Below are 13620 nucleotides of genomic sequence, written 5' to 3' on the forward strand. Positions count from 1 at the left end.
GAATCAAGGTATAGCAGCGGTCGGAAGGGATAAGGAGGTAACGATGATACAAAGGCGGATTGGTCTAGAGCTGCGTGCACTTAACAATTTGATCAAACGCTATTTTGCTTTTTCAGCGCATAATGAGGAAATCGAACGCGTGACGGGGAACAATGGCTGGATTATTGGTTATTTGGCCAATCATTCAGATCGTGAAATTTTTCAGAAGGACATTGAGGAACATTTTACGATAGCGCGATCTACGGCTTCTAAAGTGCTGAGTTTAATGGAGCGGAAAGGATTGATTGAGCGTCTGACAGTTGAGCATGATGCCCGTCTTAAAAAGATTGTATTGACGGATAAGGCATGGAAAATTCGAGAAGTCATGACAAAAGATGCTGATGCCATGGAAAGAACGCTTATGACCGGGTTTTCTGAAGCAGAAATCGAGACGCTAACGTCCTATATTGACAGAATGAAAGAAAATATCTCCATAGCCATGGAGAAAAAGTAAGGAGAAATACATGATTCGTAAGCTGTTAGCAAGTGTGCGCGAATACAAAAAAGATATGATTCTCGCACCTGTCTACGTCACCCTTGAATCCGTTCTGGAAATTATTATTCCAACGCTGATGGCTTTTTTAATTGATAACGGAATTACCCAGAAGGATATGACGTATGTGTGGAAAATTGGATTAATATTAGTTGTATGCGCTGTATTTTCACTGATAACCGGTGTTCTGGCCGGTCGGAGCGCTGCAATTGCCTCGGCGGGATTTGCAAAAAATTTACGTCAGGATATGTTTTACAATGTGCAGAAATTTTCATTTTCAAACATCGACAAATTTTCATCGGCCAGCATTATCACGAGGCTGACAACAGATATTACAAATGTTCAAAATGCTTTTCAGATGATGGTCAGGCTCGCTGTGAGAGCACCGATGATGATCATTTTCGCATTGATTTTTTCGTTTCGCATTGATGCAAAGCTATCGCTTATTTTTTTAGGGGTTATTCCGGTGCTGGGATTGGGATTATGGCTGATCATGTCTCACGTTCACCCGATCTTTGTACGCGTTTTTAGAACGTATGATAAATTGAACAGCGTGGTTCAAGAGAATCTTCGCGGTATTCGCGTTGTCAAATCCTATAACCGTGAAGCTTTTGAAGTGGAAAAATTTAAGGGCATTTCCAAATCGATCTTTGAAGATTTTTCAAGGGCGGAAAAAAGACTGGCTTTCAATATGCCAATGCTGCAATTTTGTCTATATAGCAGCATGCTGCTGCTTTCGTGGTTTGGCGCAAAATCTATTATCGCCAGTGGAAATAATGCGGCAATAGGCCTTTCCACGGGTGAACTGGCGAGTTTGATTACCTATACAATGCAGATCTTAATGAGTCTCATGATGCTGTCCATGATCTTTGTTATGATTATTATTTCAAGGGCATCCGTTGAAAGGATCGTGGAGGTGTTGGATGAAGAAAGCGATCTTAAAAACAACGATGCGCCCATTTGCGATGTGAAAGACGGTTCAATTGCCTTTGAAGACGTATCTTTTGCCTATACGGCGAGTGCCGATAAAATGGTGCTGAATCATATTGACTTAACCATTCAATCGGGTGAGACGATCGGCATTGTCGGTGGTACGGGTTCTGCAAAATCAAGCCTTGTTCAGTTGATTTCCAGACTCTATGATGCGACGTCCGGCAGTGTGAAAGTCGGTGGTGTAGATGTTAGAAATTATGACATCGAATCACTTCGAAATCAAGTGGCAGTCGTGCTTCAAAAAAATGTTCTCTTTTCGGGCAGTATTAAGCAGAACCTGAGGTGGGGAAATGAAAATGCCACAGATGAGGAACTCATCAAAGCATCTAAACTGGCGCAGGCAGATGATTTTATTCGGGAATTTCCCGATCAATATGAGACATATATTGAACAGGGCGGTACCAATGTCTCAGGCGGTCAGCGACAACGGCTCTGTATTGCGAGGGCGCTGTTAAAACAACCTAAAATATTAATTTTGGATGATTCTACCAGTGCCGTCGATACAAAAACGGACAGCTTGATCCGTCAGGCATTCCGTGAAAACATTCCCGATACGACAAAGATCATCATTGCTCAGCGCATCGCCTCTGTTCAGGATGCTGATAAGATTATTGTCATGAATGACGGCAAGGTGGATGCGGTTGGAACACATGAGATGCTTCTTGAGACCAATGCAATTTACCGCGAAGTCTTTGAATCTCAAAATAGAGGAGGTGTCGGCGATGAAGCATAACAAAGAAAATCATAAGGCTGCACCAAAGAGACCCAAACACCGTTTTAAACCGGGAACGATTAAAAGACTTTACGGCTATATGGCTGAATATAAATATCGGCTGGTTGTTGTCTTTTTATGCATTCTCATCAGTGCGTCTGCCAGTGCAGCATCGTCGCTGTTTCTCCGAACGCTGATTGACGATTATATTACACCGCTGCTAGGACAGGCCAATCCGGTCTATGCATCGCTGGTACGTGCCATGATGAGCATTGGAGCGGTCTATCTGATTGGCGTTTCTGCAACGCTTTTCTACAATCGTACGATGGTTATCATTGGACAGGGAACGCTGAAAAAAATTAGAGATAGAATGTTTGAACACATGCAGGGGCTTCCCATCAGGCACTTTGATACACATACGCACGGCGATTTAATGAGTCATTATACTAACGATACCGATACGCTGAGACAGGCGATTTCACAGAGTCTACCACAGATGCTGTCGTCGCTGTTCACGGTGATTGCGGCTTTTGTTTCGATGCTCTACCTCAGTGTGGGACTTGCCTTGTTTGTTGCGTTGTTCGCCGTCGTCCTGCTGAAAGTGATTCGCGTCCTCGTCGGGCGCAGTGGCTCTTATTTTGTTAAACAACAGGCTTCGCTTGGAGATCTTAACGGTTATATTGAAGAGATGATCAACGGTCAAAAAGTGGTTAAAGTTTTCTGCTACGAGGATAGTGCAGCGAAAGCATTTGACCTCAAGAATGAGGCGCTTTGCAACAGTGCCACAGAGGCTAATAAATACGGCAACATCACCATGCCGATCGTGGGCAACTTAGGGTATATGCTCTATGTTATTCTTGCAATTATCGGCGGTGCGGCGGGCATAGCAGAAGTGCCGAATCTGAGTCTCGCCGGGGTCAATACACTGACCATTGGGACGATTGTCTCCTTCTTAACCTTATCCCGTGCCTTTATTAACCCCATTGGACAAATTTCCATGCAGTTCAATATGGTGGTGATGGCACTTGCCGGTGCCTCACGTATTTTTGAATTAATGGATGAGCCGGTCGAAATGGATGACGGACACGTGACACTGGTCAACGTGCGGGAAGAAAGCGGCGTAATTCATGAATGTGAAGAAAAAACGGATATTTGGGCTTGGAAGCATCCACACAGCGACGGGACGGTACTCTATACACCGCTGAAAGGTGAAATTCGATTTTTTGATGTTGATTTTGGCTATGAAGCCAATAAAATCGTATTGCACAATATTTCGCTTTATGCAAAACCGGGTCAAAAAGTTGCCTTTGTCGGTGCAACAGGCGCGGGCAAGACGACGATTACCAACCTCATCAATAGGTTTTACGATATCGCCGACGGAAAGATTCGATATGACGGCATCAATATCAACAAAATAAAAAAAGCTGATCTGCGCCGTTCACTTGGAATCGTCTTACAGGATGTCAATCTCTTTACGGGTACCGTGTTGGACAACATTCGTTACGGCAAACTGGATGCTACCGATGAAGCGTGTATTGAAGCGGCAAAACTTGCCAATGCCGACGGCTTTATTCGAATGCTGCCGCAAGGCTATCATACGGTACTAAAGGGTGATGGCACTGGTCTTTCACAAGGGCAGCGTCAGCTGATTTCCATTGCACGAGCAGCAGTGGCAGACCCGCCGGTAATGATCTTAGACGAGGCGACATCTTCAATTGATACGAGAACCGAAGCCATCGTACAGGCGGGAATGGATGCTCTGATGAAAGGGCGTACGGTATTTGTCATTGCACACAGGCTTTCAACCGTACAAAATGCCGACGTCATTATGGTACTCGAACATGGGCGTATCGTTGAACGCGGCAATCACGATCAGCTTATTGCTGAAAGAGGAAGGTATTATCAGCTCTACACAGGTGTTTTTGAATTGGAATAAAAATGGTTTAAGCAGCTTAAAAAGGCTGCACTCGATGTCATTTCTGATTTTTAGCAGCACTTGGCTTAAATAATGGCTATGAGGGCTATCTTCTTATGATTGAAGATAGCTCTTTTTTATTGTGATAAAAGGGGTGGGCTTAAGATTACCATACCAATGCCCAGAAGCATGCAAACGTAACAATACCTTAATATTCTGACAAGGATTCTTTGTGTATGCTATAAAAAAGCATGATGGTGAATGGATTATTAAAAGATCGGCGTGAAATTTCGGGGAGTTATGTTATAATATTGTCACGCTATTACAATACATAATGGCAGATGAAGTGGATAATGGGGGATAGAAAGACGATGAATCTCAATCTGAAGACGATGCCAAATGACCATAATGCAGAGCAAAACGTACTGGGATCGCTGCTCCTTGACAGTGACCTGATCGGTGATGTTTTTGAAGTCATAAGGTTTGATGAAGAATTTTATAATGAAGCACATCGGGAAATATTCAGAACGCTGAAACGTCTTTTTGGTGAAGGTAAGACTGTTGACCTCATCACCGTGTCTGATGATCTTGCAAAACATCAGCTTCTGGAAGCCGTTGGCGGCTTTGAGTATTTAACAGAGCTGACAGATGTCGGTACACTGATTGCAAATGTCACACTGCATGCTAAAATTATTCATGAAAAATACATTCTCAGAAGGCTGATTAAAGCGTCGACTGAAATTGTCGAACGCGGCTATGAAAATCAGGATGTTGAAACGCTCATTGAAACAGCTGAATCAGAAATTTTTGATATTTCTCAAAATCGAAACCGTAAGAGCTTTCAGAATATCAGCGATTTGCTGCAGTTTACATACGATCGGATCGTTCTGCTGCACGATGATCCCAATGCGCTAACAGGTCTTTCATCGGGATTTGAAGCCCTTGATGAGAAAACAGCCGGTTTTCAAAAATCGGATTTGATTCTCATTGCGGCAAGACCTTCTATGGGAAAGACGGCTTTTGCACTTAACATTTGTCAGAACGTAGCTGTCAAAGAGCACAAGAGTGTTGCGATATTCAGTTTGGAAATGGCGGCAGACCAGCTGGTGCAGAGGATGCTTGCAGCGCAGTCGCTGGTTTCCATTGGCGATATTCGTACCGGCAGTATTGAAGACGACGAATGGGTGAAGCTCGCGCGGAGCAGTGCACAATTGGCAGAAGCTAAAATTTCAATTGATGACACGCCCGGTATCACCGTTGCTGAAATTCGAAGCAAGTGTCGTCGGTTAAAGATGAATCAAGGTTTAGACCTTATTATGATAGACTATTTACAACTCATGTCCGGCAATGGCAAAACGGAAAACAGACAACAGGAAATTTCGACGATTTCGAGATCATTGAAACAAATCGCACGTGAAATGCAGTGCCCCGTCATTGCACTTTCACAGCTTTCCCGTGCTTCCGAACTCAGGACAGACCATCGTCCAATCTTGTCGGATCTTCGTGAATCCGGTGCGATAGAACAGGATGCGGATCTCGTTATGTTTTTATATCGGGATGAATATTACAACCCCGAAACTGTTGATGAAAAATTCAAGGGGATCGGTGAGATTATCATTGCAAAACAGCGTAATGGTGAAACGGGGAAAGTCTATCTGGCTTGGCTGGGTAAGTTCCAAAAATTTGCGAATGCAACGCAGTTGAGGTGATTTATGAAGTACCATTTTCGCAAATTAAAATTGGCGGACGCCTACAGGTTTTCCAGATGGGGAAAACACGAAGACGTGCGCTACTATCAGTATAATTTTCCATTTGAAACAGAGCGCGAGTATTTTGAATGGTATGTGATGAAGCAGCGGCTTATACGCAGAAAAGTTTATGGGCTTTTCGATGAGCGGGAAAATCCCGTGGGTTTTATTACATTAAAAAACATCCGCTGGTTCAAGCGGATGGCAGAGCTCGGTATCGGCATCGACCCGAATTATCTCGGTGAAGGACTGGGACGACAGTTGATTACGTCATTTCTCGACTATGTCTTTAAACATTTTCCCATTGACATCATGACGCTGCGCGTCGCATCGTTTAATACCAGAGCACAGCGTTGCTATCGCGCGTGTGGGTTCAGAACAGTGGTTAAAAAGACAGAACCCTTTGAAGAACAGAGTTTTCGGGAGGAGATTATTCGACAGTTTCCCGACCAGTTTGTGCTGAATGACGATGTGCTCTATGCTGATTTCTTTTTAATGAAGATTGAGCGAAATTATTTTTATGCTAATAATCCGCATCTGGTGTCATCATAGACATCGTATCTTCATAGGCATCGGCGGTATATTGATAAATGGCAGGCGTTTCCGTATAGGATGCCTGCTTTTCTATTGGCAGAATGACATATTTTAGTTCATTGGATCTGGAAACCCATGTTGGAATATGTCTGACAGCTGTTAAAGCGGTTCCATCCTTTGATTTTGTCAGCCGAAGGTAGACGATGATGCCGTTTTCGGTATATTTGGCGTTGCCAATGCTGGTAAGCGTTTGACGGCTTTGATTGGAGATAAAATTGCCCATGGAGTAAATGACATATTTGGGATCGCCTTCATGATAGAGAATTTCAGAGCGTTCAACGACGTGAGGATGTGATCCCAAGATAATATCAGCGCCCCAGTCCACTAGTTTTTGTGCGAGCGCTTCCTGAGTTTCTGTTGGCGTGCGTCGATATTCATTGCCCCAGTGAATAAAGACAATGGTCTGATCGACATCAGTTTCTTCAATAGCTTGTAGTGTCTGTGCCATTTTGGTTTCATCGATGAGATTGACCGCTTGATGAAGTGCCGTTTCTGACAGTGTTTGTTCTAAGCCGTTGCATCCGTATGTCACAGCAAAAATAGCGAGTTTGATGCCCTTAACGGTTGTCGTGTGATATCTTGGTGCTTCTGTTTCAGCTTGAAGAAAAGTACCGGATTGTGCGATTTCGCGAAGGCGCATTTGCTCAATGGTACGCTCAATGCCGAAAAGGCCGCGATCTAAGCAATGGTTATTGGCTGTGGTGAGAAAGTCATAGCCAGCCCATTTGATGGCGTCTAGTGTTGCATCAGGTGCGTTAAATGCCGGATAACCTGAAAAACCCTTTTCTCGGCTTGCAGTGGTCGTTTCAAAATTTCCCATTGTGTAATCTGCGGCATTTAAATAAGGGGCGACATTTGCGAAGCTCTTCTTAAAATCATAAGTATCGGTATCGGCGCGATAGGCGGCTTTTATCTGAGGACCGTGGAACATGATGTCGCCTGTGGCGGCGAGCCAGATATCAGTAGAATCATCTCGGCGCGATGCGGCGAGTGCTGTATCGTCGATAAGCCTCGGATCGGTACGGACGAGGCTTTCTGTCACTGCTGCGGCATATGATGGCGATATATATTGACTAAGCCATTGTGAGACGGCATTGTCGCTGTCATCTGAAAAAGTTTGATTTGCGAAGCCAGGATTTCCGTCTATGATAACGGTAGCGCTGAAACAAAGGATCAGCGTTAACAGTTTGTAAAAAATCATTCTTGGACAGCTATGGTTGTCCAACCTTTTTTCAAATCGATTCATCGTATGCTCTCCCTTATTGATGATGCAACTTCCTCATGTAATAGCTTTATTATAGAGTTTTCACTAAAAAAAGTCTATGCATGGCATTTCAAGAGGTGAAATTAGCTAAAAATCATGCAAAATATGCAAAAACGATTTGTATTTGTTGAACAAACGGTTTATAATAAAATTGTATTTTATATGTATTTTGTATTCATATACTTAATGGATCACATCACGCAAAGGGGATCATATGACAGCAGCAGTGACCGTCAAGGCGCATGCGAAAATAAATCTTACATTGGATGTTATTGGCAAACGAACCGATGGTTATCATGATGTAGAAATGATTATGCAGCAAATTAGTTTACACGATGTGGTGACAATATCACAGAGGCATGAAGACTTGGCGATAAATCTGACGAGTACCGTATCTCATCTGCCGACAGATTCGACTAATTTGGCATATAGAGCGGCGATGCTCATGCGTGAAGTTTATGGTATTCAATCGGGGTTTAACATCCATATTGAAAAGCATATACCCGTCGCAGCCGGTTTAGCAGGCGGCAGTACTGATGCTGCTGCGGTTATAACGGGGATTGCGAAACTTATGGCATTGCCGGTTGAAACAGCATCGCTGGAAGCGGTTGGCTTAAAAATAGGCGCAGACGTTCCCTTTTGTATTCGTGGCGGTTGTGTCATTGCACGTGGATTAGGCGAAATACTGGAACCAATCAAAGGCTTAGAATATGTTTGGCTTCTGCTGGTAAAACCAAATTTTGGCGTTTCTACGAAAGAAGTTTATGGCAATTTGGATTTATCGGCAATTAAAGCAAAACCGAATACGCAGGCGATGGTTGCGGCGATCCGTGACAATCAGAGAATGACAGTGATTTCTGAACTCTGTAATGTGCTTGAGACCGTCACCATAAAACGTTATCCGGAAGTGGGAATGATTAAGAAACAACTTGTGAGCTTTGGCGCCGAAGGGGTGCTGATGAGTGGCAGTGGACCGACAGTATTTGGCTTTTTCAAAGACTTAAACCGTGCAAAGCTAGCCCATAAAAAAATGAAACGATTTTATCATCAAAGTTATATCGTGACGACGTATAATGGCGAAATATCACATAAAGGAGATATGAAAGGTGAATTTTAACAAATTGGAAATCAGGAATTACAAGCCACTCGGCGAGGTTGTATTTGAATACCTTAGAAATGCTATTTTGAGCGGCGAACTTAAGCCAGGTGAGCGCTTAATGGAAGTCACCATTGCCGATCAGCTCGGCGTCAGCAGAACGCCCGTTAGAGAGGCTATTCGAAAACTCGAAAAAGAAAATTTTGTTATTATGATTCCGAGAAAAGGCGCTTATGTCGCGGATCTTACGAAGAAGGACATTCTCGAAGTGCTCGAAATCAGAAAAGAACTCGAAGGATTTGCTGCGGCACTTGCAGCAGAGCGCATGAATGATACAGAGCGCGAGAAGCTGGGCCGCGTTATTGAAGACTTTAACGACGGGATGATCAACATGGATAAAAAGCGCATGATTGACTGTGACAACGAGTTTCACTCCCTAATTTTTTATGCGAGTAAAAACCAGCGCCTGATTAACATCATCTTTGATCTCCACGATCAATTTCAGCGTTTCAGGTTGGTTTATTTTAATGAATTTAATAATTTTCATGAAATTCAAATGTCTCATGGGCGTATTTTTGAAGCGCTTTTACTCAACGACCCTAAAATGGCGCGTAAAGAGGCAGAAGAACATGTTGAAAATATTCGAGCCTTGGTTAACCGATGGATAACAGAATAGACAGACAATGCATGGTTGAAATCAAGTCGACGATTGTCACGTCTGCCGGTGACCGTGATGAAATGGTGCTTTCCACACAGGCGCAGTATCAGGTGAAGGACGGCAAGGGCTATCTTCGTTATGAAGAAAGTGAAATCAGCGGCATGGAAGGTTCTAAAACACTTCTGAAGCATGATGGCGATACCGTTCATATTCGGCGTTACGGTACGGTGAACAGTCTTTTTGTCATTACAGAAAATAAGCCTTATGAGACACTTTACAGAACGCCGTATGGCGAATTTCTCATGCAGGTCGTCGGCAAGCGCGTCGCGTGGTCAGACGAAGGCATGCTTCAAATTGCCATCGCCTATACACTGCATATGGAGGGCAATGACGAAACTTCCGACATTACAATCGAGATTCGTGAACTCAATCATTAAACAGACAATCGATAATTGATATAAGATGGAGAGAGAGATGACAGATCGAAAGCAAATGGTATTCATGCTCATGATTCTGAGCTTGGTTTTAACAGTATTGCCCACGATGTTTATCATGTCTTTTGGTGAACTCAATCCCATAAAGACATTCGTCGTCATTTTTTCCTATACGTTGATGCTGTGTATTTTTGGCCTCGAAATTTATGATAGACGGGTTAAGAATACCAAGCAGGAAGTGACAGCACTGCTTGAAAAAGAAAAGATGATTAACGGTACCTTGATATCGATCAACAATGAAGACAAACTCAAGAATGTTTTGGCACTTGAAATTGAACGCATACAATATTATGATCAGAGTTCAAGTGTTATCTTTTTTGACGTCGATCGTCTGGGGACGATCAATACTTATTATGGTTATCACGTTGGCGATCAGCTGCTTATTGAAATCATTCGGATGACACAGGCAAATATTGGCGAAGACGATCAACTGGCTAGAATTAAGGGAGACACATTTGCCATTATTTTGCCGAATAAGCCAAAACAAACTGCCTATTTGCTCGCTGAAAAGCTGCAGCGTATATTGAATCAAATGAATTTTGCGCAAGTGGGCCGTGTCAGCTGTCGATTTGCCGTGCTCGGTCTCTTTAAAACCAGTGAAGAGGATAAAGTGATTGAGCTCGCTTATGAAAAATTAGCACAGAGCAAAGCCTTTGGTAAAGGCAGTATTATTTAACGCCCAAAATTCGGCAGTGACGCCGAGAATTTGGCGTTTTTTTAAATCGAAATAAATCAATAAATTCTTCAAGCAAACGTCAGGAAAATGAAGCTGCAAAAAGTTTCAATAAAGAAAGTGTTAAGCAATTGGTTAAAATATTAAGATGAGGTTGAAATGATATCGAAGAATAGACATAAATCCCAATTTTTCATGACAGATGAACAAATGTGTATGATGTTTGAGCACCTCTCAGAGGGTATTCAAATTATTGATGCTGAGGGGCGCTTGGTTTTTTGCAACCAAAAAGCAGCCATGCTGGATGACATCAATATCTTAGAATCTGTCGGTAAACACATTACAGAAATCTATCCCTCACTTGCATATGACGAGAGTACACTGCTTGAAGTGCTTTGCACACAGACCCCGATTTATAATCGAGAGCAAACTTACAGAACCTATCGCGGCAAAACCATTACCACTGTCAATACAACACTGCCTTTACAACAGGCAGAAGAAATATATGGTGCTGTTGAAATATCAAACGATATTACTGCTTACAAGGTCCTAACGGATCAATATATGGCACTTCGTCAAAAAGTATCGTCACCTAAAAATCATGGGGACAATGAAAAGCAAACACTGTATTGTTTTGAAGATATCATTACACATAACGCTGCATTTAACCGTGTTAAGACGATCGCCATGAAAGCGTCGCTCACGGATATGCCTATTTTGATCTACGGTGAAACCGGTACGGGAAAAGAAATGTTGGCGCAGGCAATTCACGGAAGCAGCAAGCGAACAGCAGAGGCTTTTATTGCCCAAAACTGTGCAGCACTACCCGGCTCGCTGCTTGAAGGCATTCTTTTTGGGACTGTAAAGGGAGGGTTTACAGGTGCGATTGATCGTCCGGGGCTCTTTGAACTGGCAGATGGCGGCACGTTATTTCTTGACGAAATTAATTCCATGCCATTGGAATTGCAGGCAAAACTGCTGAGGGTGTTGCAGGAAGCGAAAATTAGGCGGATTGGCGATACCAAAGAGAGGCTTGTCGATGTTCGGATACTGGCGGCAACGAATATTGAGCCCAATAAGGCCATTGAACAGGGGATGCTCCGTCGAGATCTCTACTATCGATTGAATACGATCTTTTTCTGGATTCCGCGGTTGGCCGATCGTCGAGAGGATCTTTCAACGCTCACGGATCACTTTATTGAAAGATACAATACAAAGCATTTAAAGCACTATGCAGGCATTTCACCGGATGTGAAAGCAATCTTCGAGCAGTATGCGTGGAACGGAAACGTCAGAGAACTTGAACACGTACTTGAAAGTGCCATGCTTATTGGGAATGGTCAAATCATTGAAGTTGACGATTTGCCGCACGATATGCTTCATGAGGAAAATCGGTGTTTGAATATGCTGCTGCATGAAGACCAGTCAATGCAGGAAGCCGTTGAAGCGCTGGAGGCTGCCATGATTGAAAGTGCACTAAGTGTAACGGGGCGCAATACCACACAGGCAGCGCAAAAGTTAAAAATGCCGCGGCAGACATTGCAATATAAAATGAAGAAATACGGTATTGTTTAGCTTTGTCCAATTTGATACGAAATAAGGTTAAAATATCATATTGAGTGCTGCGCTTTAAAAGGTTTTGCATTGATTCAGTAGGATCAAAAATATATTCGCCCAAAATTGGGCGTTTTTTTATTGCGTTTTTGATGATAGTCATTGTAAACGAATAGGATACAAGGCGGGTATTGGACGATTAATCCCTTGAAACAATTGCAATAAGCGGTTTTTCATATTTTATTTGCATTATATAAGCGGTAGTGACATTATTGGCATCAATTTTGCGTGTATACAGTATTGAAAACATTTTTACAGGAGGGAACTATGCAACCAAAAGGCTGTCAATATGGTACACACAGAGTCATCAAACCCAAAGGTGTTTTGCCGCAGCCGGCAGAAAGCATCTCTAATGATATGGCGCTTTTCGACAACGAGATACGTATCGACGTACAAACGCTCAATATAGATTCTGCTTCCTTTACGCAGATTAAACAGCAGGCAAACGGCGATGTCGAACAAATTAAGGCCATTATGATGGCAATTGTTAAAGAGCAGGGCAAGCATAAAAACCCAGTTACGGGGTCAGGCGGCATGCTGATCGGCACCGTTGAAGCCATTGGCGATGCGCTGATTGGCAAAACGCCTTTAAAGGTCGGCGATAAAATTGCAACGCTGGTATCCCTGTCACTGACGCCGCTCGTCATTGAATCCATCACAAACGTGCGAATGGATACAGATCAAGTGGATATAAAAGGCAAGGCGATTTTATTTGAAAGCGGACTCTATGCAAAACTGCCGAAAGATATTCCTGAGAAACTAGCGCTGTCCGTTTTGGATGTCGCTGGGGCACCTGCACAGACGGCAAAACTCGTAAAGCCGGGCGATACCGTACTCGTCATTGGCGGCGGCGGGAAATCTGGTATGCTTTGTCTTTATGAAGCGAAAAAATGTGCCGGAGAAAGCGGCTGTGTCATCTGCCTCCAAAACGATGACGCCATGCGGGAAACCGTAATGGCAAATCATTTGGCAGATCACTATATCGTAGCCGATGCAACTGATGCCGTCGGTGTTTTAAAGGCTATTGATGCGGTGACAGACGGCAAATTCTGTGATTTGACGATCAACTGCGTCAATGTGCAAAATACTGAAATGGCTTCTATTCTCGCAACGAAAGACGAAGGAACGGTTTACTTTTTCAGCATGGCGACGAATTTTACAAAAGCGGCGCTTGGTGCAGAAGGGGTCGGCAAAGATATCAATATGATTATCGGCAATGGTTACACCAAAGGACACGCTGCACTGACACTGGAAATGATGCGCGAGAGCGAAGCACTTCGAAAAATTTATGAAAAACTCTACGCATAGTGCCGAATGAATGCACAAA

General features: G+C 43.3%; 12 protein-coding genes. 11 read left to right on the top strand and 1 reads right to left on the bottom strand.

Annotated elements, in window-relative coordinates:
* Positions 1-43: 43 nt before the first annotated feature.
* From KHM83_RS07755 to KHM83_RS07775, 5 genes are all read left to right on the top strand, one after another.
* Positions 44-493, top strand: coding sequence for a MarR family winged helix-turn-helix transcriptional regulator (locus KHM83_RS07755; protein ID WP_213236428.1), 450 nt, complete (start codon positions 44-46; stop codon positions 491-493).
* Between the two features lie 10 nt (positions 494-503).
* Positions 504-2258 carry an ABC transporter ATP-binding protein gene (locus KHM83_RS07760; RefSeq protein ID WP_213236429.1) on the top strand — a complete coding sequence of 585 codons (1755 nt, stop codon included), beginning with the start codon at positions 504-506 and terminating at the stop codon, positions 2256-2258.
* A complete protein-coding gene (locus KHM83_RS07765; protein WP_246542949.1) occupies positions 2248-4173 on the top strand; it encodes an ABC transporter ATP-binding protein in 1926 nt (641 codons plus the stop codon). Before KHM83_RS07760 ends, KHM83_RS07765 begins: the two co-directional genes overlap by 11 nt.
* A 332-nt stretch (positions 4174-4505) precedes the next feature.
* Positions 4506-5861: a replicative DNA helicase gene (gene dnaB, locus KHM83_RS07770; protein ID WP_425513868.1), complete on the top strand. Its 1356-nt coding sequence runs from the start codon at positions 4506-4508 to the stop codon at positions 5859-5861.
* Positions 5862-5864: 3 nt separating this feature from the next.
* Entirely contained in the window at positions 5865-6452 is a 588-nt protein-coding gene (locus KHM83_RS07775; RefSeq protein ID WP_213236430.1) for a GNAT family N-acetyltransferase, read from the top strand.
* On the opposite strand, the gene KHM83_RS07780 is transcribed toward KHM83_RS07775, so the two are convergent.
* Positions 6424-7740 (bottom strand): CapA family protein, encoded by a 1317-nt coding sequence (locus KHM83_RS07780; RefSeq protein ID WP_213236431.1) that lies wholly within the window; start codon positions 7738-7740, stop codon positions 6424-6426. The two genes, KHM83_RS07775 and KHM83_RS07780, sit on opposite strands and share 29 nt — an antisense overlap.
* A gap of 232 nt (positions 7741-7972) precedes the next feature.
* Here KHM83_RS07780 and ispE point away from each other — a divergent pair, with 232 nt between their 5' ends.
* The 6 genes from ispE to kdd all read left to right on the top strand — a co-directional run bounded on the left by ispE (position 7973) and on the right by kdd (position 13601).
* Positions 7973-8875, top strand: a complete 903-nt coding sequence (ispE, locus tag KHM83_RS07785; RefSeq protein WP_213236432.1) for a 4-(cytidine 5'-diphospho)-2-C-methyl-D-erythritol kinase — start codon at positions 7973-7975, stop codon at positions 8873-8875.
* Positions 8865-9530 carry a GntR family transcriptional regulator gene (locus KHM83_RS07790; RefSeq protein WP_343213128.1) on the top strand — a complete coding sequence of 222 codons (666 nt, stop codon included), beginning with the start codon at positions 8865-8867 and terminating at the stop codon, positions 9528-9530. The genes ispE and KHM83_RS07790 overlap by 11 nt, the downstream gene beginning before the upstream one ends.
* On the top strand, positions 9515-9949 hold the full coding sequence (locus KHM83_RS07795; protein WP_213236433.1) for a YwiB family protein: 435 nt from the start codon (positions 9515-9517) through the stop codon (positions 9947-9949). The genes KHM83_RS07790 and KHM83_RS07795 overlap by 16 nt, the downstream gene beginning before the upstream one ends.
* Before the next feature lie 37 nt (positions 9950-9986).
* Positions 9987-10682, top strand: a complete 696-nt coding sequence (locus tag KHM83_RS07800; RefSeq protein WP_213236434.1) for a GGDEF domain-containing protein — start codon at positions 9987-9989, stop codon at positions 10680-10682.
* A gap of 156 nt (positions 10683-10838) precedes the next feature.
* Positions 10839-12254, top strand: coding sequence for a sigma-54 interaction domain-containing protein (locus KHM83_RS07805; RefSeq protein WP_213236435.1), 1416 nt, complete (start codon positions 10839-10841; stop codon positions 12252-12254).
* 306 nt (positions 12255-12560) lie between these two features.
* A complete protein-coding gene (kdd, locus tag KHM83_RS07810; protein WP_213236436.1) occupies positions 12561-13601 on the top strand; it encodes an L-erythro-3,5-diaminohexanoate dehydrogenase in 1041 nt (346 codons plus the stop codon).
* Positions 13602-13620: the final 19 nt, after the last annotated feature.

This window comes from Fusibacter paucivorans (genome assembly GCF_018390735.1).
In the GTDB taxonomy this organism is placed as follows: domain Bacteria; phylum Bacillota; class Clostridia; order Peptostreptococcales; family Acidaminobacteraceae; genus Fusibacter; species Fusibacter paucivorans.

What these genes read in the sequence shown, in the direction of transcription:
- KHM83_RS07755 (WP_213236428.1), top strand. Translation starts at nt 44, where the DNA reads ATGATACAAAGGCGGATTGGTCTAGAGCTGCGTGCACTTAACAATTTG.
- ispE (WP_213236432.1), top strand. Translation starts at nt 7,973, where the DNA reads ATGACAGCAGCAGTGACCGTCAAGGCGCATGCGAAAATAAATCTTACA.
- KHM83_RS07800 (WP_213236434.1), top strand. Translation starts at nt 9,987, where the DNA reads ATGACAGATCGAAAGCAAATGGTATTCATGCTCATGATTCTGAGCTTG.
- KHM83_RS07765 (WP_246542949.1), top strand. Translation starts at nt 2,248, where the DNA reads ATGAAGCATAACAAAGAAAATCATAAGGCTGCACCAAAGAGACCCAAA.
- KHM83_RS07795 (WP_213236433.1), top strand. Translation starts at nt 9,515, where the DNA reads ATGGATAACAGAATAGACAGACAATGCATGGTTGAAATCAAGTCGACG.
- KHM83_RS07780 (WP_213236431.1), bottom strand. Translation starts at nt 7,740, where the DNA reads ATGAATCGATTTGAAAAAAGGTTGGACAACCATAGCTGTCCAAGAATG.
- KHM83_RS07775 (WP_213236430.1), top strand. Translation starts at nt 5,865, where the DNA reads ATGAAGTACCATTTTCGCAAATTAAAATTGGCGGACGCCTACAGGTTT.
- KHM83_RS07805 (WP_213236435.1), top strand. Translation starts at nt 10,839, where the DNA reads ATGATATCGAAGAATAGACATAAATCCCAATTTTTCATGACAGATGAA.
- kdd (WP_213236436.1), top strand. Translation starts at nt 12,561, where the DNA reads ATGCAACCAAAAGGCTGTCAATATGGTACACACAGAGTCATCAAACCC.
- KHM83_RS07760 (WP_213236429.1), top strand. Translation starts at nt 504, where the DNA reads ATGATTCGTAAGCTGTTAGCAAGTGTGCGCGAATACAAAAAAGATATG.
- dnaB (WP_425513868.1), top strand. Translation starts at nt 4,506, where the DNA reads ATGGGGGATAGAAAGACGATGAATCTCAATCTGAAGACGATGCCAAAT.